Genomic DNA, 21,535 nt, shown 5'->3' on the forward strand with positions numbered 1-21,535 from the left:
ATTTTAAATTTAACATTATGAAAAACAACATGACTGGTATTCGACCATAAAATCAGGGAAAATAGCCCCCTTTTGCAATTATCAATCAGCGAACTGTTTTTTCGCCAGATTTAGGTTATTTATGAAGTTTGAAAAATTAGGTCAGTCGGGGCGTGCTCGTCGTGGTCGTTTAACTTTAGAACATGGTGTGATTGAAACACCTGTGTTCATGCCTGTGGGAACTTATGGCACAGTTAAAGGCATGTTGCCACGCGATATCGAAGACATCAAAGCACAAATTATTTTAGGCAATACCTTCCATCTTTATTTACGTCCTGGACTAGATGTTATCCGTGAACACGGCGGTTTGCATGAGTTTATGAAATGGGGCAAACCGATTCTTACTGATTCAGGCGGCTTCCAAGTCTTCAGTCTGGGTGCTATGCGTAAAATCAAAGAAGAAGGGGTGACTTTCCGCTCACCTATTGATGGTTCAAAAGTCTTTTTATCTCCTGAAATTTCAATGGATATTCAACATACATTGAACTCAGATATTGTGATGATTTTTGATGAATGTACGCCATATCCAGCAACCCATGAAGAAGCACAGAAATCGCTTCAACTGTCATTACGTTGGGCAAAGCGTTGTAAAACTCAACATCACGATGTTTTAAAAAATAGAAACGCATTGTTTGGAATCATTCAAGGCGGAATGTATGAAGACCTTCGTGAAGAGTCTTTAAACGGTCTTAAAGAAATTGATTTTGATGGCTTTGCGATTGGTGGTTTATCTGTCGGTGAACCAAAAGAAGAAATGATCAAAGTTTTGGATTATCTGCCTGTAAAAATGCCAGAAGATAAACCACGTTATTTGATGGGTGTGGGTAAACCAGAAGATATCGTTGAAGCAATTCGTCGCGGTGTTGATATGTTCGACTGCGTCATGCCAACTCGAAATGCACGTAATGGTCATTATTTTGTTACCGATGGTCTCGTTCGAATTCGTAACAGCCAATATCGTCATGATCAAAGTCCACTGGATCCACATTGCGACTGTTATACCTGTACCAACTTCACCCGTGCTTATTTATTCCATTTGGAAAAATGCGGTGAAATGCTCGGTTCAATGTTGGGCACTATCCATAATTTACGTTATTACCAACGTTTTACCCAAGATATTCGTGATGCTTTAGATCAGGGAACTTTTGATGAATACGTGACTGATTTCTATCAACGTCGCGGTTTAGAAGTTCCTCCTTGTCCTGCTGACTAATGCCCCAATATAAAGTTGAATTGAAGATTAATTCAACAGTATTTGCGCTGAAACCCAAGACAAGGTAAATTGCTGAACAAGTCAATTTAAAAGCCATGAAAATGGCAGATAATTTTTAACATTAGGAAATTAGAATGAGCTTATTTATTTCTTCTGCTCACGCTGCAGCAGCGCCTGCACAAGGCCCAGGCATGATGGCAAACATATTGATGATTGTAGTATTTGTTGCAATCTTTTATTTTCTCATCTGGCGTCCTCAAGCAAAACGTGCAAAAGAACACCGTACTTTAATCGAAAGCTTAGGTGTTGGCAGTGAAATTGTCTTTGCAGGCGGCTTAATGGGTCGTATCCTAAAAATTGATGGCGACTTTGCAGTGGTTGAATTAAGCAAAGGAAATGAAGTCAAAGTTCAACGTGCAAGTGTTATTTCAGTACTCCCTGAAGGCACATTAAATAACCTTTAATCATAAAACGGTCGTGCACTTAGCACGACTTTTTCATTTTAAGAAGAAAGCGAATGCGTTACCCTGCATGGAAATATATATTGATTCTAGTGGTACTAGTGATCAGTACATTATATGCGCTGCCGAGTTTGTATCCTGACGAACCTGCTGTTCAAATTTCTGGTGCCAAGGCTGGTACCACAATTGATCAGTCTGTCATACAAAAAGCAGAGCAAATTTTAAAAAGTGAAAATATTAGCAGTCATGATAATACCTTCACCAACAATGCTGCCCTTCTGCGTTTAAATACGTCTGAAGCACAGTTAAAAGCAAAAGATGTCCTCAGCAAAGGTTTGGGTGAGAACTATACCGTTGCATTAAACCTTGCACCAACCACACCTGAGTGGTTGCAAAAAATTGGCGCTAAACCAATGAAGCTTGGTTTGGACTTACGTGGTGGTGTTCATTTCTTACTTGAAGTAGATATGGACAAAGCTATTGCACAACGTATGGAAACTTCAGCAACAGACTTACGTCGTGAGTTCCGTGACAATAAGATTAAATTTAATAGTCTTTCATTGAACAACAATACCATTACGATTCAGTTTGCAAATAATGATGACCGTGCAGCGGTAATGGACTTTTTACGTCGTGATGGGAATAAGTTCAATCAACAAGCTTTAGCAACGGATACAGGTTCTACGCTTAAGTTGACCTATAACGATGCGACCAAGCAAGATATTCAATCTTATGCACTCAACCAAAACTTAACCACTTTACGTAACCGTATTAATGAGTTAGGTGTAGCTGAAGCATTGGTACAAAGCCAAGGTAGCAACCGTATTGTGGTTGAATTGCCTGGTGTACAAGACACTGCCGAAGCTAAACGTGTCTTGGGGCGTACTGCAAACCTTGAATTCCGTTTAGTGTCTGATTTAAATGATCAATATATTGACCGTTTCACAGGTAAATATAATGGTCAACCTTTACCGCCTGGTACTGAAGTTTTTGCTTACGAATCTTTGGACAGTGGTCGTGAACTATTATTAAATCGCAGCCGTATCCTTACGGGTGAACGTGTACAAAATGCATCAAGTGGTTTTAGCCAAGATAGTGGTGGCGCTGAAGTAAATATTACTTTAGATACTGCTGGTGGTAAGTTGATGTCAGATGCAACCCGTACTGCTGTTGGCAAACGTATGGCGGTTTTGTTTATTGAAAATAAACAAAAAATCACCTCTGTTGCTGATCCAGTTACAGGTGCAATGACAGAAGTTCGTACCCCATATACTGAATCTGTGGTAATCAATGCTGCAAATATTCAAGCGGTTTTAGGTTCATCTTTCCGTATTACTGGTTTAGATTCTCCTCAAGAAGCGGCTGAACTTGCATTGATGTTACGTGCTGGTGCTTTAGCTGCACCAATGTACTTTGTAGAAGAACGAGTTGTTGGTCCAAGTTTGGGGCAAGAGAACATCGACAAAGGCGTATTATCAACTCAAGTTGGCTTCCTGCTTGTTGCAATCTGGATGATCGTGTTCTTCCGTCTATTTGGTTTAATTGCTGATGTAGCATTAGTGATTAACTTGGCAATGCTTCTCACCATCATGTCTTGGATCGGGGCTTCACTGACCTTGCCAGGTATTGCAGGTATCGTAATCACCATTGGTATGGCGGTCGATGCCAACGTACTGATCTGTGAGCGAATACGAGAAGAAATGCGCTGGGGCGCCTCGCCCAAACAGGCCATTATTGCCGGTTATGATCGAGCCTATAACACCATTCTCGACTCAAACTTAACCACATTCTTGGTTGCATTTATTCTGTTTGCAATTGGTACGGGTCCAATCAAAGGCTTCGCTGTAACGCTGATGATTGGTATTATTTGCTCAATGTTTACTGCAATTACAGTAACACGTGCAATTGTTCAATTGGTATATGGCAGAAAACGTAACTTGAATAAGTTGAGCATATAGGAGATCGAAGATGACTGATGTGACTCAACCGAAAAAGAAATATGGTCGCCCTGATGATGAGCATGTAATTAATTTCATGAAGATTGCCAAACCAGCGGCAATCATCTCAATCCTTTTGACCATTGCAAGTATCTTCTTTATTGCAACCAAAGGCTTAAATCTTGGTTTAGATTTTACTGGTGGTGTTTCTGCAGAATTGAACTATCAATATGCGGCAAAACCAGCAGACGTGATTTCGAATTTGGATAAAGCTGGCTTTAAAGATGCAGTTGTACAAACATTAGGTTCAAACAAAGACTTAATTGTACGTATGCCTGCGCAAGACCTTAAAGTTGAAGACTTAAGCAATACCATCACCAAAGCGGTTCAATTGCCGAATAACACTGCTGTTGTTCACAAAGTTGACTCTGTCGGTGGTCAAGTCGGTAATGAGCTATATTTACGCTCTGCAGGTGCTGTAGCGCTTGCAATGCTACTTATGCTGATCTACGTGACCATTCGCTTCGAGTTTAAACTTGCAGTTGGTGCAGTGCTTTCATTACTGCACGATGTGATCGTAACGATTGGTATTTTTGCAATGATGCAATGGCCATTTGACCTTACTGTTTTAGCGGCTATTCTTGCCTTAATCGGCTTCTCGTTAAACGATAACATTGTTGTATCGGATCGTATCCGTGAAAACTTCCGTAAGATTCGTGGCGCGACACCGTTAGAAATTGTGAATATTGCCTTAACTGAAACCTTAAAACGTACCATTCATACTTCGATGACATTATTGCTGGTTGTACTTGCAATGATGTTCTTGGGTGGTGATGGCTTACACTGGTTCTCAGTTGCCATGTTTATTGGTGTATTTGTGGGTACGTATTCTTCAATCTATATTGGTACTGCATTTGCATTGTGGCGTGGTCTTAACCGTCAAGACTTTATCGTACAAGTTAAACCTGAATTCGAAGATGAAGAGCATATTCCTCATTAAGTTTCAGTTTTAATTAAAAAAGCTCATCTTTGGATGAGCTTTTTTATGCTTAAAATTTAACATCACAACGCAAAGAAGTTGTTCTATTCATAAAACCTTACGCTATCCCACAATTCAGCATCTGCTGATTTACATCATATAGCGATATCAATACAAAATAGGTATACGAGGTAAATTGTGACTACTGAGCATAATATTTTGCAGTTGGATAATACTTGGTCTTTTCCTTCCATTTTCCATTAATCAAATTACGATCTGTGACTTCAACTTGATCACCTTGTGGTAAAGTAGCATCCTCAATAAACTCTCGAACCAGCAATAAACCTTTTCTAGGTACAACTTGATACTCAGAACGAATATGGTAGCAACAGCCACTTTTATTAAAGGTGATGATACGTTTGCGCTTTTTGTCTAGCTCGAACATACCTAAATTTTCTTGAGTGAGTGCAGACAGTTCCTGACTTAAAACAAATTTATTCTTGCTTTGATTAAATACATAAATGTCATACACAGGACCGCCATAAGAACCATAATTGCCGTTTCTAATCGCGAGGTCTTCTGTTCCATCGAAGTTAAAATCATCAAAAATCAAAGGACTTTGTTCGCCATAAAGCTGTATAACATTAACACTCGGTTTAAACTTTTCATCCAAATACATGGTCAATTCATCAGAGTGAAATGCTTGAAATACCGCTTTACTGCCCTTTTTTAATAGTTTTACTTCAGCCTTAGCCCCACATTCATCTTTTTCACATGCAATGTCAATTACGGCATCATAGTGTTTAGAGCCATCTTGAATTTCAAAAACTTGTGCATGCGTTATAGACAAGGAAAATGCCAGATAGATGCCTAAGCTGTTACAGATTATTTTAAATGGTTGATTCATCATTTTTTATTCAGTCAATTTTATCAAAATCATAGCATTAAAATTGCTTAAATAAAAAACCGCCCGAAGGCGGTTAGGCTCCCTCCTTTATCAAAGGAGGCTTGGGGTGGATTTAATCCGATAGCGGCTTAGTGCCCACCACCATTGATTGCTTTTGTCATCTCTTCAACAACTTTCTTGGCATCACCAAAAATCATCATGGTTTTGTCATTGTAGAATAAGTCATTGTCTAAACCTGCATAACCTGTTGCCATAGAGCGCTTGATCACCATAATGGTACGTGCTTTATGTGCTTCAAGAATCGGCATACCATAAATTGGTGAACTTGGATCATCTTTAGCTGCTGGGTTAACCACGTCATTCGCACCAATTACCAGTACAACATCAGTCGCTGGGAAATCAGAGTTGATCTCGTCCATTTCCAAGATGTCTTCATATGCAACATCAGCTTCCGCCAACAATACATTCATATGACCAGGCATACGACCCGCAACTGGATGGATTGCAAAACGAACCGTTACACCTTGTTCTTTCAAGATTTCACACAATTCTTTCACTGCGTTTTGTGCACGACCTTGCGCCATACCATAACCCGGTACAATCACAACGCTGTCTGCATTTGACATCAAGAAGCCCGCATCATCCGCAGAACCAGAACGGTAATTACGTTGAACTTGCTCACCTTTATCAACCGATGCTACAGCCGTACCACCCATCGCACCACCAAACAATACATTGATGATTGAACGGTTCATTGCTTTACACATGATGTAAGACAGAATTGCACCTGATGAACCCACCAGAGAACCCGCAACAATTAGCATGTTGTTTTCAAGTGTGAAACCAATACCTGCCGCAGCCCAACCAGAGAATGAGTTCAGTAGTGAAACCACCACTGGCATATCACCGCCACCAACTGGTGCAATCCAAACCCAACCAAATGCCAATGCCAGTGCAGTCATCGCCCAGAATGCTTGCATATTGCCTGTAGTAAAGAAGTACACACCACACGCCAGCATAGCCAGAAAAATGATCGCTTGAACAGGTTTAACCCAAGCACCTGAAATGGTTTTTGCCCATTTCTTTGCAGCTAACTTACCATAAGCAAATACAGATGCAGTAAAGGTAATCGCACCAACGAAACAACCGACAAATAATTCAAATAAATGAACTTTACTCATATGCGCATGCTGTACACCAGCAGCGGTTAAAGCAGATTCGTTTTGTGCAAACAAAGCAGTCAGTTGGTTATTATGTAAAATTGCAGCAATTGCAATTAATACCGCAGCCAAACCAACAAGTGAGTGCATCAATGCCACTGTTTCTGGCATTTGGGTCATTGGAACTGTACGTGCACGCGCAATACCGACAATTGCACCCAACACCATTGCACCACCAATCATCCATACAACAGGATGATCTGCGACAAAGAATGTGGTGATTACTGCAATCGCCATGGCAATCATACCGTAACGGTTACCAGCAATCGCAGTTTTAGGACCTGAAAGACCACGTAAGGTTAAGATGAAAAGGACCGCACCTACAAGGTAGAACCAATCCGCATATTCTCGAATAAATTCCATAGATTAGCCCTCTTTTTTCTTTTGTTTTGGCTTAAACATTTCAAGCATACGTGCAGTCACTGCGAAGCCACCAAAAATGTTAATACTTGCCAAGAACACTGCAATTGCACCAAGTACACTAACAACATTCACGGATTGGAATTGTACACTTGCGTCTACAACACCAGGAATTCCAACTGTTTGTATCATCGCACCCACAACGATAATTGAGGACAATGCATTGGTTACTGCCATTAACGGCGTATGCAATGCAGGTGTTACACCCCAAACCACGTAGTAACCAACAAAGATGGCTAAGACGAAAATAGTAATAGTTTCAACCATGATGACTCTCCTTAACCACGCTTCAGCAGTACTTGACCGCCATGAGTTACTAGAAGTGCTTTTTGAATTTCGTCTTGTTGATTGATGGCAAAGTTTTTTTCTTGATCAAACAAAGTTTCTACGAAATTGAAAACATTACGTGCATACAGTGCCGAAGCTTCTGTCGATACTGTAGAAGGAATATTTGGAATGCCTAAAATCGTCACGCCATTGTCAGTGACAACATTTTCACCATTCTTAGAACCTTCAACATTGCCGCCTGATTCAACCGCCATATCTAGGATGATTGAACCCGGTTTCATTTTGGCAACAGTTTCAGCTTTGATTAAGCGAGGCGCATCACGACCTGGCAACAACGCAGTAGTAATCACGATGTCAGCATTTGACACGGCTTTATCTACGATGATGGCTTGGTCTTGAATATATTGCTCGCCTGGCATCCAGCCATAACCATTTTTAGCGGCATCGGCAGCTTTTTGTTTTTCTTCATCAGACATCGGTACATCTAACCACTTACCACCAAGCGATTCGACTTGGTCACGTGCAGTTGGACGTAAATCTGTTGCTTCAACAACTGCGCCTAAGCGTTTTGCAGTTGCAATGGCTTGAAGACCTGCGACACCCACACCCATAATCACGATACGAGCGGGTTTCACAGTACCTGCAGCAGTCATCAGCATTGGGAACATGCGTTGATATTCCGCAGCGGCCAATAACACTGACTTATAACCTGCAAGGTTGGCTTGAGAAGACAATACATCCATATTTTGCGCACGAGACAGTGTTCGTGGCAAAAGCTCTAACGCAAATGCAGACACTTGTTGTGACGCAAATTGGTCAAGTTCAGTATTACGGTATGGGTCAAACATTGCTACCACAGCTGTTCCAGCGGCAAGCTTTTGAATTTCCTCACCTTGTGGTGCACGAACTTTCAAAATAATTTGACTACCTGTATAGGCATCATCTGTAATTTTAGCGCCGACTTGTTCATAAGCACTGTCAATATAAGCCGCTTTTTTACCAGCGCCTCGTTCAATGACAATACTATGACCAGCACTAATCAACTTTTTTACTGTCTCTGGCGTAGCGGCTACGCGGTTTTCACCGACGACAGATTCTTTTGGGATTCCAATCTGCATGAGCGTTCCTCAAGCTAATTTTTCTTCAAGTAAACATCGTAAATAACCCGATGTTTCCCCCAGATGCGTTGTTATGAATTTTTGGATTCTAATTGAACTTTTTTAAAATACCACCCAATATTTATTTAATAAATACCCATATTTTGAACTGATGATTCATAAATATAATTGTGCGACATACCCTATATTCAATTTATTGTATTTTTCTCGTATTATCCTGCTCAGTTTTTTTGACATATCCTGTCTCCAATTTTTAAAAACGATGTTTTTTTAAGCTTATTAGCATATTTTAGGCTGCTCGCCCTACCCTACTGATTGGCATTTACAGCAGTATGATTCACTTTTAAGCATTCCAGCTTGCTGTTTAAATACTCCATAAAACAATAGATTTAGCACAAAAACCAACATCCCTATTGACCTTTCTGACAAATTACATGGTTTTTTTATCAGCTTATATTGGCCTTTTCTATCATTTTTTCCGTCAAAAATGTAAGTCGGTTTTTATTACATTTTTTAATTTCATTAATAAAAAAAAGTACTTGGAATAACCATTAGAATTACCCTAGAACTGAGTCTAAAGCAATTACAAAAAATTTTAGTTTTTTTTTATTTGCCATTTTGTCAGTTAATAATACTCGAACAGCTTGAACCAACCATTACGATGTTGCACCTTTTTTGTGCAAAAAATAGCATATTGAATTTGAGCAGTTTATAAACAAGGATTTCAAGGTTGATTTTTATACAATTTTTATTTCAATCTATTTAAATGCTACTTAAATCCACACAAAAAGAAGTAAGCAAGTGTGTTTTATATTCCTTTTATTGCGCCAATTCATTCTTTTTTTGTATTTCCACTGATTGAAAACAACATTTATACTGCTTGTTCAAATTTACATGTCGTATAGCGACATCGTCAATGCAGTCAAATTCATGAAACTTTCTTTATCCAGTACCCAACTCGGTTCGATTTTCGCACTTGGTGCGGCTTTCTTATTTAGTACCAAAGCTATTTTTATTAAACAAGCTTACGCATTATCGCCATTGGTTGACAGCACCGTGCTTATGGCATTGCGAATGGCAAGTGCCCTGCCTTTTTTCCTTTTACTGTGTTGGTTCAATCGCCATCATAATAAAAATATGACAGGAAAAGACTGGGCCTTATTGGTTGCTGCAGGTTTGATGGGCTATTATCTTTCAAGTTGGCTCGACTTCGCTGGTCTGATGTATATCAGTGCTTCGTTAGAACGTATTATTTTATTTCTCTATCCAACACTGACAGTGATTGCCACAAGCTTTATTTATAAGCAAAAACTCAACTTTAGAACCATACTAGCGATTGCATTAAGCTATGGTGGTACAGTGATTGTGATGCTGCAAGAGCAAAGCACAGTACCGCATGAAGGAAATTTCTGGCTAGGCGTGAGTTTAGTCTTTGCCAGTGCGGTTTGTTTTGCGACGTACTTACTCATGACCCCACGTTTAATTCAAAAATTTGGTTCATGGAATTACACTGGTTTGGCATTAAGCATTGCATGTTTTGGTACGCTAACCCATTTTATCATTGCAACACCCCAGCCGATTCAACTGCTTACTCAACTTCCGATACAAGTCATTTGGTATGGTATCGCCTTAGGCTTATTGGTGACGGTTTTACCGACGATTTTGGTCGCGCAAAGTATTTCTCGTTTAGGTGCTGCACAAGCAGCTATGATTGGTTCGATTGGCCCGATCCTAACCATTATTTTGGCTGTGGCTTTGCTCGGTGAGCATATGAATGCGATACAATGGTTTGGTTGTTTACTGAATATCATCGGTGTCATGATGATTACTTTGTCTAAAAAGAAACTTGCACACTAAATTGTGCAGAAACCTGGAAGGAATATGCATTTTAAAATTGTATCGCCGAGTGCCTGTGTAGATGTTGAAAATATCCAGTTGGCACAGTCGCATTTGGAACAGTTAGGTCATACAGTCAGTTTGGGTGAACATGTATTTTCACAACATCGCTATTTGGCAGGTACAGTTGATCAACGTATTCAAGATTTAAAACAGGCATGTTTAGATCCAAACATTGATGCAATTTGGTGTGGCCGTGGTGGTACTGGCGCTGCAATGTTATTGCCATTTTTAGATGAGTGGATTTTAAATAAACCCATTATTGGTTATTCAGATACCACCGTGTTATTAAACTATATCGCGATGCATCATGGACAATCTTTACATGCGCCTGTATTTCAGGAAATTGCCGTTAAAAATTTAGACAATAGCCCCCTGTCATATGATGCTTTAAAAACCATCAGCCTGTTATCCGCGGATATAAACCAACATGGTCATTATCCCTTATCCAGCGCAAATGGTTTTGCTCAAGATCAGCACATTGAAGATGTTAAAATCTTAGGCGGAAATCTTACTGTACTGTGTACTTTACAAGGCACACCGTCTGCCTTAAAACTGAATCAGCCGAGTGTTTTACTGATTGAAGATGTAGGCGAACCCTATTATCGAATTGAACGCTCATTGACTCAACTCCTACAAAGTATTGATACTTCAAACTTAAAGGCTTTGGTCTTGGGTGATTTTTATCAATGCCCACAAAAAAATGTCCCGCAAAGTATTGTTGAGATTGTGAAAGAACATCTCGATCCACTGCACATCCCACTTTACCAATGTGACTGGTTTGGTCATGGTGAAGTCAACCGTCCATTTTGGTTAGGGAAAACGGGCAAGATTGTAGATTCACAACTCATTATTTAACGGCTAGGTTATTTAATGACTGGGTTATTTTAGTACAGGGCTATTTCAGCGCATTGAATATAAAAATAGCCAATAACTTGCTTAAGATAGGCCTCTACGAAATCCTAGTCAGTGCTTACTGGGATTTCCTAAGAGCATCAAAGCAAAGATAACCAACCTATATACTTTTAATCCTGAGCAATACTTTACTTGCATCGTGCTTCTTCTGATCACTTTTCTATATGACGGTTTTCTTGTTTAACAGCCCCTTGATTGTTCATTCATAAATACGATCAGTTGCTTCGGTTTTTTCTTGGCATTTTCACTTGACCTTAAGTTAACTTGAGCTTTGATACTGTCGGAAATTTCCAGTCAATCAAAAGAGCCATCCATGCATTCCAGATCAGAATCCGCGCAAATCAAATCGTTCCAGATGATTAACCCAAATACACTTTATAATCCAACAGCATTTGCGTATAGTCATGTGGCTGAAGTACGCCATTATTTGCGTATTTTGCATATATCTGGACAAGGTGGTGAAAACCAACAAGGACAATTATCCCAAGATTTTGCACAACAAGTTCATCAAGCTTTTGTCAATCTGCAACATGCCCTACAAGCGGCTGATGCATTATTATTGGATATTGCTGTTTTAAGAGTGCTTGTGGTCGATCACAGTGCCAAAAAACATCAGTTTTTAATTCAGGAAATGCAACAACTTTGGAAAGATCAACCTTTCCCTGCGTGTACACTGATTCCTGTCCCGTGTCTTGCTTTACAAGGAATGCTCATTGAAATTGAAGCAACTGCCTATTGTATGTAACTCCAAGAACTAGGATATTTTTATGAATGCTCAACTCGATATTAGCCAAAATAAAGCATTACTTTGGCTGATGGCGATTGCCTGCGGTTTATGCGCAGGAGCAAACTATTATAGTCAGCCGCTGATTCACTCGATTCAACTCTATTTCAACATGCCAGAATCACAGGTGGCACTTACAGTGACCTTTGCCCAAGTGTCTTATGCACTTGGTCTTTTATTCATTGTGCCCATGGGTGATATTGTCAATAAAATCAAATTTATTCCTTGGTTAATGTTTTGTGCCGCGATTGGTTTATTGATGTGTGCTTTTGCTGTCAATTTACCCATGCTTTGGGTTGGCACAATTATTACAGGTCTATTTTCAGTTGCGGCTCAGGTTTTAATCCCTCTTGCAACGATGGCAGTTAAACCTGAAAAAACAGGTGAAGTTGTTGGCTTTTTAATGAGTGGGCTTTTAGTCGGGTTATTGCTTTCCACCAGTCTTGCCGGTTTGTTATCTAACCTGTTTAACTGGAAACTGATTTACTTTGTCAGTGCGGTATTAATGTTGATTCTTGCCTATTTATTGAAAAAACGTTTGCCACATGTACCTGTGTTTAAAATGAGTTATGGCAAAATTTTCTACTCAATGGGTGTGTTGTTAAAAGAAGAACGTCGTTTAGTCTATCGTGCAATTATTGGTGGCTTTGCATTTGCAGCCATGAGTATTTTATTTTCAACGATTGCTGTTTTACTGACTTCTGAACCGTTTAAATTACCTGATGTTTTGGTTGGTGTTGCAACGATCATTGGGGTATTTGGTGCTTTAGCCACTGCAAAAATTGGTAAAATCGCAGACCGTGGACATACCAGTATCCTGACATGGATTGGGGTAGCGTTGATGATCATCAGTTGGGCATTGCTTTATTTCGGTGGAAAGTACCTCACCAGTTATATTTTAGGGTATGGCCTGATTAGCTTTGGACTCGCTGTGGTTCATACCAGCAATCAAAATATCATTTTCCGTTTACGCCCAGATGCCAAATCTCGGATTAACTCTATCTATATGACAGCCTATTTCACAGGTGGTGCATGTGGTTCCGCTTTAGGGGTTTATGCATGGCATCATGGAGGTTGGACCATGACTTGTCTTGTTGGTGTATGTTTGGTTATGGGTTCTGCACTATTTTCTCTGCTAGATCGTCTATATCTCAATAGAGCACAGACCATTTAAAGCATTCTAAAATCAAAATCTCTCAAATTTGAGGGATTTTGATTTTTTAAGAGACTGATTATTTTAATAAAAATACGGATACCCAAATCATTCTATTTGAATAATATTCACTGTAACTATTGTGTCAAAAAACTGATCATAATATATTCACATCAATAGTCTGCGATAAAATTCCAAAAAATGCGATGTACACAATTTAAATGGATATGCGGGTTACTCTCTTAAAGCTATATGAATAAACAGTTGAGGAGCAGTAATTATACGGAAGACAAATCTCAGAGCTTTAAAGAAATTTGTACAGGACAATCTATTTTTTTTGGAAAAAACATCCAAATATCCATGATTATTCAAATTTAAAGTTGATACACTTTGGTCCAAATGATACCCCTGCTTGTCTTTGCTAAAGCGTGATTGACGATACTCAAGCAAGGTTTTATTCAGCTCGCACAACAGTCAACATTCATCCTGATAGATCAATCAAGAGTTTATCCCTTATGAAAAAAATACGATTAGCATGCTTACCGATCAGTTTTTTATGTACTTTTTCAAGCTTGGTCTTCGCAGCACCAATAGGAAATGAAAACTTATTAAGCCAAGCTTTTATAAACTGTGACAACAGTGCCCAAGGTATTATAGAACAGGCAACTTGTCTAAAAGATGAGGCTGAACGTCAAGATGCACGATTGAATAGTACCTATAAAAAATTACAATCGCATTTGAGTGCTACCCAGAAAACAAAACTGGTTGCATCACAACGCATTTGGCTACAATCACGTCAAAGTGATGCTGAACTGGAAACAACGCTGTATGGTCAATCACAGCCAGACAACTTGCAAACTGAACTTAATGATATACAGCGTATCGCAGGCCGCACTGCACAATTGCAACGCTATCTGAATTTACTTCAATAATGCGAATCAAAGCATAGAGATATTCAAGAACGAACATCGAGATCAAGATAAAACTAAAGGTCAAATATATGAAAAAATTTAAAACTACTACATTGCTGTTCATCTCTCTTCTTCCTTTTGTAGCTTTTGCCGATGATGAAATGTCTCGTCCCCTTCCAGATGATTCTTATATTCATGCCAAATTAAGCAGCAGTTATGGCCAATGTATCAAGCAAAGCGGTGCAGTAACATTTGAAATGCAAAGCTGTATGGACCAAGAATATGCTCAACATAAGAACCGCGTTCAACAGGCCTTTGCCAAAATCATCAGTCGTCCAGACAGTGTGAAAAAAGACCGGCAGATGGATGAAATCGCAGCATGGTGGGAAAACACCGACAAGTATTGTAATTGGGATCCGAAAACCGAAGGACAAGGACAAATGTTAGATGCACAGTCTTGCCGTCTGAACCGTATTGCCAATCTTGCGGATAAAATCAGCCACTATTGAGTCTCACAAATTAAAACTTAGCATCCCATCGTATTCAATAAAGTACTGTTGATTGGCATATTGTGATCCGTGAAACTGGGCTTATCTATGCCCAACGGTTGCATACTTATCTTCACATACTCACTTAGACTTTCTGAGAGTCTGTCAATCTTGTTGAGTAAGTAATTGATGCCCGAATGTAGCTAAAAAGTATTTTTATAAATTATTGTCATTCACAATCAATACAATAGCGTATCTGCTATTTTGAGGTTGTACTTTTGGATAAATTTGCCTTCTTAAAGAATATTCAGGAATGGTCTGATCAGTATCCATGGATAGAGATGCTAACATCATTATCCATTCTAATTTTTTTCGCCTTTGTCGCAAATTATATTGCAAAACAAGTCGTTGTTCGTGGGATACGTAAACTTATTTCAAAAATGAAGTTTGCACACAGTGAAATTTTTTCCCAGCATAGTGTTATCCGCAGAGTGGCGAATATTGTTCCTGCCATCGTTATTTTAAATGGTATTACCACAGTTCCACATTTGTCCTTAAAAGCGGTTGGCCTGATACAAATGGCTGCACAGGCGTTTATCTTCCTAACTATTGCACTGGCCATCAGCGAACTTTTAAATGTCTTTAATCTGCTTTATCAACGTAATCCAAAATCACTGAATAAGCCCATCAAAGGCTATCTTCAACTGATCAAACTGATTTTGTTTATCGTTTGTGGTCTGCTGATCTTAGGTACCTTCTTAAAGAAAGATGTTTTTACCCTGCTTGCTGGTTTTGGTGCGATGGCAGCAGTATTGTTACTGGTTTTTCAAAATACGATTCTGTCCTTGGTGGCATCGGTGCAAATCTCTTCCTACGATATGGTTCGTATCGGTGACTGGATTGAAATGCCAACATTAAATGCAGATGGTGATGTGATTGATATGTCCTTACATACCATTACCGTACAGAATTTTGATAAAACCTTTACCACAATTCCCACCAATAAGTTGGTGACGGACACCTTTAAAAACTGGCGTGGGATGAAATTGTTGGGGGCGAGACGAATCAAGCGCTCAATCTTTATTGATCAAACCAGCATTCATTTTATTACCCATGAAGAACAACAGAAATTAAAAGCTTTCCTGTTACTGGATCAGTATTTGGATAATAAACAATCTGAATTGGACAGCTTTAATCAACAGTTTGAAGATCAGTCAATCTATAACCAGCGCCGCCTGACCAATATTGGAACATTTCGGGCCTATGTCGAGTTCTACCTAAAGCAACATGCTGGTATTGCTAAAAACCAATCCCTAATTATCCGTCAGTTACAGCCGACAAGTGAGGGATTACCGCTGGAAATCTATGCATTTGCCAATACAACGGTATGGAATGATTATGAGGCAATCCAGTCCGATATATTTGACCATCTGATGGCAATTATTCCTGAGTTTGGGCTCAAGATTTATCAAGCGCCTTCTGGTTCAGATTTACGCTCATTGTCAAAACACGCTGAAAGTAGCTCGGAACTTCTGTCCTGAGTTGTTCATTTACATCAAAAAAGCCCATGCGATAACCATGGGCTTGCTTGCAATGAAAAAAGAAGGTTCATAGCGTCCTCCATAATCAATTCAAAGCATAAACTGACGGCTAAAACCTTTACTAAATATCTTGAACATAATTCTATATTTATTTCACCGCTATCTAATTATAAAAGATCTATCGGTTCTATTTCAGCGAGATAGTCACTATCCAAAATTTTTAACGTTTTATTTTTAAACTGAATGATGTTTAAGTCTGATAAATCTTTAAAAATCCGATTTAGTTGTCTGGTCGAAATTCCTAACATAGCAGCAATAGAATCACGTTTTTCCAAGTGAATCATACTCCCTTCCATTTCCGCCCTAATTGCTAAATATTTACGTACTTTTATAAATGCTGGAAGCGTTGCATTTGTTAGCAGTTGAGTAGAAGCATATAATTTTTGACTAAGATGAGAGCAGATAAAACGTAGAAAAGCTGGATCGTTAAACGCATATTGCTCAATTTTGCTCAGAGATATCTCGAGAATATCCGCTTTTGAAATCGCAGTCACCGTACTTACTGTACCTATATCTCTATCTAAAAAAAGCTCTAAATCACCAATCACGGAAAAAGCCCTTTCAATAGAGAATACTGCACAACTCCCATCTTTTTGGTAATGTTCTACTTGTAATTTTCCATTCACAAGTAAATAGAGGCTACTTAGCGAGCTTCCTTGTGCAAGCAGAAACTCACCTGCTTCTATTTGTTTTAATAAGAAATTTTCTAATAATATTGGAGAAAAATAACGCGATAAAGAAAACTCATCGATATAATTCTGTATTAATTCATCATTACTAATAGTCCTCATCTTTTACTGCTCTTCATTCAAAACTATCTATATTTTCAGAGTCTTTATCAATATTTTAAACCTATACTGAGCCTAGATAATAGGTAATAAACAGTGACATAAACCCAAGCTATCCTCTTGAGACAAGGTATTTTACGATCAATATAAAAAAAGGTCATCTGTCCTTTTTTTAATTTATCTTGAAGCATAAGCTGTAGACCACTCCAATAGCCAAAGTTGTGTCACGATGAGCCCCTTACTGATCCATATAAAATGACTTCGGATGATGAATTTGCAATGCGGCGATCAACGCATACGCCTAAATTGAAGATGTTAGCGAAAAGTCATCTGGACATTATGTTATTGATTGCTTCTATTTAATACATAAGCCTGTAGCTGCTCTCGTAGTAACCAGAATCAAAACAGATTACTTTAAAAAGCATTTATTGAGCTTATTAAAAGTAAAAATCTATAATTTTGATAGGAATAAGAAACTGAAATGAATACTGACATTATTAAAGGTCGTCTACTCTTTTTGAAAGAGGCTGAAAACCTGAAAAATATAATGCGTTCCTCTCATACCTCTAAAGGCAGAATTGAAAGTACAGCCGAGCATACATGGAGGCTTGCCCTGTTAGCTCTTGTATTTGAAGATGAATTAAAATATCTAGACTTTTCAAAGGTTTTAAAGATGTGTCTTGTTCATGATTTAGGCGAGACAATCAATGGTGATGTTCCAGCGACTGAAAAGAAAAACCATCCAGATAAAGACGTTCAAGAACGTAACGATCTATTATTACTTACTCAATCCCTAGATGCTCCCCTAAGAAACGCCATACTTGAATTATGGGAAGAATATGAAGCAGGTCTAACGCAAGAAGCTGTTGCAGTAAAGGCTTTAGATAAGTTAGAAACAATTTTACAGCATAATCAAGGAATTAATCCTGATGATTTTGATTATGAGTTTAATCTTAGCTATGGTGAAAAATATACAGATAAACATCCATTATTTAAAAGTATCCGTGCCCTCATGGATACAGAAACAATGCAAAAAATTAATAACAGTAAATAGAGATAAAAAGCCCATGTTCTAGTCATGGGCTTGGTTGTAATAAGAAAGATTTTTAACTAAAACATATCTCTTTTATTGCGTTTCAAGGGCCTTTTAAATTTCTAGCACACTCCCAAACTCTGTCCAAATATTGGCAAGCACTTAAAAATTAATTTTTATACAAATCATATATATAGGTTTTTAAATTCCTGTGGAAGATCTGATTAAAATCTGCTTAATAGGTAATGGATTGCCTTAATGTTTTAATTAAGAGTTCATATAAATGATCGACCGCTTTTGAATTAAGCGAGGCTCTACTTCTATATACAGATGCTTCCATGGGTGCTAATGGGCCTAGTCCGTGCTCTGCTCCTAAAATTTCTAAATGCTGAGGCGCGCTACATTGTGTGAAAACTGCGACGGCTAAACCACTTTCAACTGCTGCAATTTGCCCGATTAAACTTGAACTATTATAAACTACACGATAACGACGACCTTGCAATGCGAGCGAATTGATCGCACTTTTTTTGGCTAAACTGGTACTCTCATAAACAGCAATCGGTATCGGATCTTCACGCCATAATTCAAATTGGGGAGAACCTACCCACACCATTGGCTCATGAAACAATAAAGTGCCTTGACGGGGGTTATCCCTTGAAATCAATGCTAAATCAATCTCGCCATTTTCTATACGTGGGATCAATGAAGTCGATTGTTCACAAATAAATTCTATTTCAACGCCGCTATAACGTGGTGCAAAACGCTTAAGCACTGGCGTTAAATATTTAGCAGCATAATCATCGGGTACGCCAAGTCTAATCCGACCGGTTAACTCTTCTCCATTAAAAGCCATTTGTGTTTCATGATGTAGATCAAGTATCCGTCTTGCATAACCTAAAAGAAGTTGCCCTTCAGAAGTAAGTTGAATTTGTCTATGCGTTCGAATTAAAAGTTGGCATTTTAAAGCGCCTTCCAATTTTTTTAACTGCATACTGACAGCGGACTGTGAACGGTATAGCTCAGGTGCTGCATTTGAAAGAGAACCTGTATCAACAACTGCGACAAAACATTTTAACCAATCAATCTGTAGATTTTGTAGATTCATGATTATCCTAAATTATTCGATTTACGAATAGTATATGCAAGAATTATGCGCTTTTCATTTTAACTTTCTAAGTCCATAATTCATTAAGAAAAGAAGGAAATTTCCCCTAATTTTCATCAGCGATCATTAGGTATATAGCTCAGTAGAAAATTTAAAAAGATAAGGAAATTATTTTGTCGAATGTTGACCCAGATATTTACAGTTTAAGTTATTCCCAAGTTTGGTCAGGCTTTAAAAGCCTTCTTCCAATTTCATCTTTCGTGGTGATTTTTGGGGCTGCTTTCGGCTTAGCTGCAACGCAAACAGGACTAGACAATAGCTCTAGCATGTTAATGAGTAGCTTTGTTTTTGCAGGAGCATCTCAATTTGCGACTTTAGAACTATGGGGCGCGCAAATATCACTGATTCCCTTAATAGTCACAGTTTTCTTTATCAATGCTCGGCATCTTTTAATGGGCGCATCTCTTTATCCTTGGTTACGGCACCTGCCTCCCATCAAACGATACAGTATCTTGCTGGTTATTTCTGATGCCAATTGGGCACTCTCACTACAAGCATTTAATCGTGATGAATCAGGGATGGGCTTATTGTTTGGAGGGGGCCTTGCGCTTTGGCTCGCGTGGGTTTTAGGCACAGGACTGGGTTTCTATTTTGGTAATGTCATTCATCATCCTGCATTGCTGGGATTAGATATGGTCATGGCTTGTTTTCTACTGGCGATGGTTGTCGGTGGACAAAAAAACCTCAGAATACTCATCATCTGGACAATCGCAGCCTGTAGCTCATTATTGGCTTATTGGTACTTACCAGAAAATAGTCATGTCGTTGTGGGTGCCTTATTTGGCGGAATTGTCGGAATTTTCTGGAAAGAGAAACAGCTATGAACCTAGAGATTAGCACCACTTATCCATTAATTATTATTTTTATTATGGCCATTGTGACATTAGCCACTCGCTGGGGTGGTGTTTTAATTATGTCTTATGTACCTATTAGCGATCGTGTGCAACGATTCATTAATGCAATGTCGGGATCTGTACTGGTTGCACTTTTGGCCCCTATTGCGGTTGAAGGTGATCATGGCGCTCGTTTGGCGTTACTGACAACATTGATCGTTATGCTACTGCTTAAAAAACCACTGTTGGCGATTGCAGCAGGAATATTGGCAGCAGCATTATTCCGTCAGTATTTTGTATGAAATGATAGGGAGCTCAAAGAAGCTGCCTTTGGCTATATTAAACCTAAACAAAATTGAGCAATGACTACACATTGCTTATAAGCAACATCGGGTTCATTTAGTGAAACTACAGTGTATTGTGATTCATTTTTTTGAATAAAAGAATCAACCAATTAATGAACTCACTTAGTCTGCGGGGTTGATTATTTCTCGATTCATATAAAACCGACAAAGACATCGGTGCACTGGTAAATGCTGTTAATATTTCAATAAGGTCACCATTTGCCAATTGTTGTCTAACACCAATTCTGGGAGTTTGAATAATCCCTAGTCCATTTAAACCTGCAGCTAAATAGGCATCCGTTGTGCCGACACTGATTAGACTCGGAGTTGGTACAAGGTAGGTTTGATTATTTTGATTGTATTCAAAAGCATTTTGCGACTGGGTGTCCGCATGCGAATAATCAACAATATAATGATTTTTAAGATCCTCTAATGATGTTGGTATACCGTAATGTTCCGCATAGTTGGGACTAATACAATTAACCATTTCCATAATACCCAAATGGCGTCCTATTAAATTACTGTTTTCAAGCTGACCTCCACGGATTACGCAATCTACTCGTTCCTTGATAGGATCAATACGATAATCAACCCCAAGAAGTTTAATCTGTGTTTTAGGATATTGTTGAAACCATGCAGGTAGATGGGGAGCCAGCACGCTAGAAAAAAACCGACTAGGCATATCGATGTTAATCACACCACTGAGTTCTTCACTTTGTTGTTGAAATTGATTATCTAAGCCTTCTAGCTCATCCAATAATCTTAAGCATTCGACATAATAGCGCTGACCTGCTTCTGAAAGAGAAACTTGTCTTGTATTCCGATAAAGTAAACGAGTTTTTAAATGATCTTCAAGCTTAGTGATTGACATAGAGATTGCTGACTTAGGAATCTTTAACTGTTCTGAAGCACGGGTAAAGCTACCATTTTGTACAACAGCGATAAAACGTTTCATCGTCTCAATCTTATCCATACATCACCTCTAATTGTTCATTATTTATGAACAGTCTTATCTGATTACTTATATTTATCAAGATAATTA

The 21,535-nt window shown here is 38.7% G+C and carries 21 protein-coding genes; 14 read left to right on the forward strand and 7 right to left on the reverse strand.

The features are described 5' to 3' along the window. The first annotated feature begins 121 nt into the window (after positions 1 to 121). The 4 genes from tgt to secF all read left to right on the forward strand — a co-directional run bounded on the left by tgt (position 122) and on the right by secF (position 4,650). Positions 122 to 1,252, forward strand: a complete 1,131-nt coding sequence (gene tgt, locus L3V46_RS18550; protein WP_096733032.1) for a tRNA guanosine(34) transglycosylase Tgt — start codon at positions 122 to 124, stop codon at positions 1,250 to 1,252. A 134-nt stretch (positions 1,253 to 1,386) separates the two neighbouring features. Beyond that, positions 1,387 to 1,716 (forward strand): preprotein translocase subunit YajC, encoded by a 330-nt coding sequence (yajC, locus tag L3V46_RS18555; protein ID WP_004723156.1) that lies wholly within the window; start codon positions 1,387 to 1,389, stop codon positions 1,714 to 1,716. A 53-nt stretch (positions 1,717 to 1,769) separates the two neighbouring features. Then, complete coding sequence (gene secD, locus L3V46_RS18560) at positions 1,770 to 3,671, forward strand: protein translocase subunit SecD (protein ID WP_004723158.1); 1,902 nt, start codon at positions 1,770 to 1,772, stop codon at positions 3,669 to 3,671. A 10-nt stretch (positions 3,672 to 3,681) separates the two neighbouring features. Beyond that, positions 3,682 to 4,650, forward strand: a complete 969-nt coding sequence (gene secF, locus L3V46_RS18565; protein ID WP_004723159.1) for a protein translocase subunit SecF — start codon at positions 3,682 to 3,684, stop codon at positions 4,648 to 4,650. Positions 4,651 to 4,831: 181 nt separating this feature from the next. Here the strand turns inward: secF and L3V46_RS18570 are convergent, their stop codons facing one another. The 4 genes from L3V46_RS18570 to L3V46_RS18585 all read right to left on the reverse strand — a co-directional run bounded on the left by L3V46_RS18570 (position 4,832) and on the right by L3V46_RS18585 (position 8,582). Continuing rightward, positions 4,832 to 5,539: an FG-GAP repeat protein gene (locus L3V46_RS18570; RefSeq protein ID WP_239046465.1), complete on the reverse strand. Its 708-nt coding sequence runs from the start codon at positions 5,537 to 5,539 to the stop codon at positions 4,832 to 4,834. Positions 5,540 to 5,664: 125 nt separating this feature from the next. Beyond that, positions 5,665 to 7,119: an NAD(P)(+) transhydrogenase (Re/Si-specific) subunit beta gene (locus tag L3V46_RS18575; RefSeq protein ID WP_151801647.1), complete on the reverse strand. Its 1,455-nt coding sequence runs from the start codon at positions 7,117 to 7,119 to the stop codon at positions 5,665 to 5,667. A gap of 3 nt (positions 7,120 to 7,122) precedes the next feature. Further along, positions 7,123 to 7,443, reverse strand: coding sequence for a proton-translocating transhydrogenase family protein (locus L3V46_RS18580; protein ID WP_004723166.1), 321 nt, complete (start codon positions 7,441 to 7,443; stop codon positions 7,123 to 7,125). Between the two features lie 11 nt (positions 7,444 to 7,454). Then, entirely contained in the window at positions 7,455 to 8,582 is a 1,128-nt protein-coding gene (locus L3V46_RS18585; RefSeq protein WP_004723168.1) for a Re/Si-specific NAD(P)(+) transhydrogenase subunit alpha, read from the reverse strand. Between the two features lie 930 nt (positions 8,583 to 9,512). On the opposite strand from L3V46_RS18585, the gene L3V46_RS18590 reads away from it, so the two are divergent. From L3V46_RS18590 to L3V46_RS18620, 7 genes are all read left to right on the forward strand, one after another. Further along, positions 9,513 to 10,439: a DMT family transporter gene (locus tag L3V46_RS18590; protein ID WP_016539572.1), complete on the forward strand. Its 927-nt coding sequence runs from the start codon at positions 9,513 to 9,515 to the stop codon at positions 10,437 to 10,439. A 24-nt stretch (positions 10,440 to 10,463) separates the two neighbouring features. Beyond that, complete coding sequence (locus tag L3V46_RS18595; RefSeq protein ID WP_239046466.1) at positions 10,464 to 11,336, forward strand: LD-carboxypeptidase; 873 nt, start codon at positions 10,464 to 10,466, stop codon at positions 11,334 to 11,336. Between the two features lie 370 nt (positions 11,337 to 11,706). Beyond that, complete coding sequence (locus L3V46_RS18600) at positions 11,707 to 12,138, forward strand: RidA family protein (protein WP_239046467.1); 432 nt, start codon at positions 11,707 to 11,709, stop codon at positions 12,136 to 12,138. Positions 12,139 to 12,160: 22 nt separating this feature from the next. Continuing rightward, positions 12,161 to 13,351, forward strand: a complete 1,191-nt coding sequence (locus L3V46_RS18605; protein WP_239046468.1) for an MFS transporter — start codon at positions 12,161 to 12,163, stop codon at positions 13,349 to 13,351. A 494-nt stretch (positions 13,352 to 13,845) separates the two neighbouring features. Further along, complete coding sequence (locus tag L3V46_RS18610; RefSeq protein ID WP_166783124.1) at positions 13,846 to 14,262, forward strand: lysozyme inhibitor LprI family protein; 417 nt, start codon at positions 13,846 to 13,848, stop codon at positions 14,260 to 14,262. 140 nt (positions 14,263 to 14,402) lie between these two features. Beyond that, on the forward strand, positions 14,403 to 14,750 hold the full coding sequence (locus tag L3V46_RS18615) for a hypothetical protein (RefSeq protein WP_228270444.1): 348 nt from the start codon (positions 14,403 to 14,405) through the stop codon (positions 14,748 to 14,750). A gap of 257 nt (positions 14,751 to 15,007) precedes the next feature. Continuing rightward, the gene (locus L3V46_RS18620; RefSeq protein WP_239046469.1) at positions 15,008 to 16,270 is read left to right on the forward strand and encodes a mechanosensitive ion channel domain-containing protein; all 1,263 of its coding nucleotides are present in this window, start codon (positions 15,008 to 15,010) and stop codon (positions 16,268 to 16,270) included. Positions 16,271 to 16,437: 167 nt separating this feature from the next. Here L3V46_RS18620 and L3V46_RS18625 read toward each other — a convergent pair whose 3' ends face one another. Continuing rightward, on the reverse strand, positions 16,438 to 17,121 hold the full coding sequence (locus L3V46_RS18625) for a cyclic nucleotide-binding domain-containing protein (RefSeq protein ID WP_234622429.1): 684 nt from the start codon (positions 17,119 to 17,121) through the stop codon (positions 16,438 to 16,440). 478 nt (positions 17,122 to 17,599) lie between these two features. On the opposite strand from L3V46_RS18625, the gene L3V46_RS18630 reads away from it, so the two are divergent. Then, positions 17,600 to 18,172 carry an HD domain-containing protein gene (locus L3V46_RS18630; RefSeq protein WP_239046470.1) on the forward strand — a complete coding sequence of 191 codons (573 nt, stop codon included), beginning with the start codon at positions 17,600 to 17,602 and terminating at the stop codon, positions 18,170 to 18,172. 214 nt (positions 18,173 to 18,386) lie between these two features. On the opposite strand, the gene L3V46_RS18635 is transcribed toward L3V46_RS18630, so the two are convergent. Beyond that, entirely contained in the window at positions 18,387 to 19,256 is an 870-nt protein-coding gene (locus L3V46_RS18635; RefSeq protein ID WP_004723184.1) for a LysR family transcriptional regulator, read from the reverse strand. 173 nt (positions 19,257 to 19,429) lie between these two features. Here L3V46_RS18635 and L3V46_RS18640 point away from each other — a divergent pair, with 173 nt between their 5' ends. Together L3V46_RS18640 and L3V46_RS18645 are read left to right on the forward strand one after the other, a co-directional pair. Then, complete coding sequence (locus tag L3V46_RS18640; RefSeq protein ID WP_239046471.1) at positions 19,430 to 20,140, forward strand: AzlC family ABC transporter permease; 711 nt, start codon at positions 19,430 to 19,432, stop codon at positions 20,138 to 20,140. After that, positions 20,137 to 20,451, forward strand: a complete 315-nt coding sequence (locus L3V46_RS18645; RefSeq protein ID WP_004723188.1) for an AzlD domain-containing protein — start codon at positions 20,137 to 20,139, stop codon at positions 20,449 to 20,451. Before L3V46_RS18640 ends, L3V46_RS18645 begins: the two co-directional genes overlap by 4 nt. Before the next feature lie 106 nt (positions 20,452 to 20,557). On the opposite strand, the gene L3V46_RS18650 is transcribed toward L3V46_RS18645, so the two are convergent. Further along, positions 20,558 to 21,466, reverse strand: coding sequence for a LysR family transcriptional regulator (locus tag L3V46_RS18650; RefSeq protein ID WP_239046472.1), 909 nt, complete (start codon positions 21,464 to 21,466; stop codon positions 20,558 to 20,560). Positions 21,467 to 21,535 lie beyond the last annotated feature (69 nt).

The sequence above is a fragment of the Acinetobacter sp. AG3 genome (assembly GCF_022343575.1).
GTDB classification, from domain to species: domain Bacteria; phylum Pseudomonadota; class Gammaproteobacteria; order Pseudomonadales; family Moraxellaceae; genus Acinetobacter; species Acinetobacter guillouiae.

What these genes read in the sequence shown, in the direction of transcription:
- tgt (WP_096733032.1), top strand. Translation starts at nt 122, where the DNA reads ATGAAGTTTGAAAAATTAGGTCAGTCGGGGCGTGCTCGTCGTGGTCGT.
- yajC (WP_004723156.1), top strand. Translation starts at nt 1,387, where the DNA reads ATGAGCTTATTTATTTCTTCTGCTCACGCTGCAGCAGCGCCTGCACAA.
- secD (WP_004723158.1), top strand. Translation starts at nt 1,770, where the DNA reads ATGCGTTACCCTGCATGGAAATATATATTGATTCTAGTGGTACTAGTG.
- secF (WP_004723159.1), top strand. Translation starts at nt 3,682, where the DNA reads ATGACTGATGTGACTCAACCGAAAAAGAAATATGGTCGCCCTGATGAT.
- L3V46_RS18570 (WP_239046465.1), bottom strand. Translation starts at nt 5,539, where the DNA reads ATGATGAATCAACCATTTAAAATAATCTGTAACAGCTTAGGCATCTAT.
- L3V46_RS18575 (WP_151801647.1), bottom strand. Translation starts at nt 7,119, where the DNA reads ATGGAATTTATTCGAGAATATGCGGATTGGTTCTACCTTGTAGGTGCG.
- L3V46_RS18580 (WP_004723166.1), bottom strand. Translation starts at nt 7,443, where the DNA reads ATGGTTGAAACTATTACTATTTTCGTCTTAGCCATCTTTGTTGGTTAC.
- L3V46_RS18585 (WP_004723168.1), bottom strand. Translation starts at nt 8,582, where the DNA reads ATGCAGATTGGAATCCCAAAAGAATCTGTCGTCGGTGAAAACCGCGTA.
- L3V46_RS18590 (WP_016539572.1), top strand. Translation starts at nt 9,513, where the DNA reads ATGAAACTTTCTTTATCCAGTACCCAACTCGGTTCGATTTTCGCACTT.
- L3V46_RS18595 (WP_239046466.1), top strand. Translation starts at nt 10,464, where the DNA reads ATGCATTTTAAAATTGTATCGCCGAGTGCCTGTGTAGATGTTGAAAAT.
- L3V46_RS18600 (WP_239046467.1), top strand. Translation starts at nt 11,707, where the DNA reads ATGCATTCCAGATCAGAATCCGCGCAAATCAAATCGTTCCAGATGATT.
- L3V46_RS18605 (WP_239046468.1), top strand. Translation starts at nt 12,161, where the DNA reads ATGAATGCTCAACTCGATATTAGCCAAAATAAAGCATTACTTTGGCTG.
- L3V46_RS18610 (WP_166783124.1), top strand. Translation starts at nt 13,846, where the DNA reads ATGAAAAAAATACGATTAGCATGCTTACCGATCAGTTTTTTATGTACT.
- L3V46_RS18615 (WP_228270444.1), top strand. Translation starts at nt 14,403, where the DNA reads ATGTCTCGTCCCCTTCCAGATGATTCTTATATTCATGCCAAATTAAGC.
- L3V46_RS18625 (WP_234622429.1), bottom strand. Translation starts at nt 17,121, where the DNA reads ATGAGGACTATTAGTAATGATGAATTAATACAGAATTATATCGATGAG.
- L3V46_RS18630 (WP_239046470.1), top strand. Translation starts at nt 17,600, where the DNA reads ATGAATACTGACATTATTAAAGGTCGTCTACTCTTTTTGAAAGAGGCT.
- L3V46_RS18635 (WP_004723184.1), bottom strand. Translation starts at nt 19,256, where the DNA reads ATGAATCTACAAAATCTACAGATTGATTGGTTAAAATGTTTTGTCGCA.
- L3V46_RS18645 (WP_004723188.1), top strand. Translation starts at nt 20,137, where the DNA reads ATGAACCTAGAGATTAGCACCACTTATCCATTAATTATTATTTTTATT.
- L3V46_RS18650 (WP_239046472.1), bottom strand. Translation starts at nt 21,466, where the DNA reads ATGGATAAGATTGAGACGATGAAACGTTTTATCGCTGTTGTACAAAAT.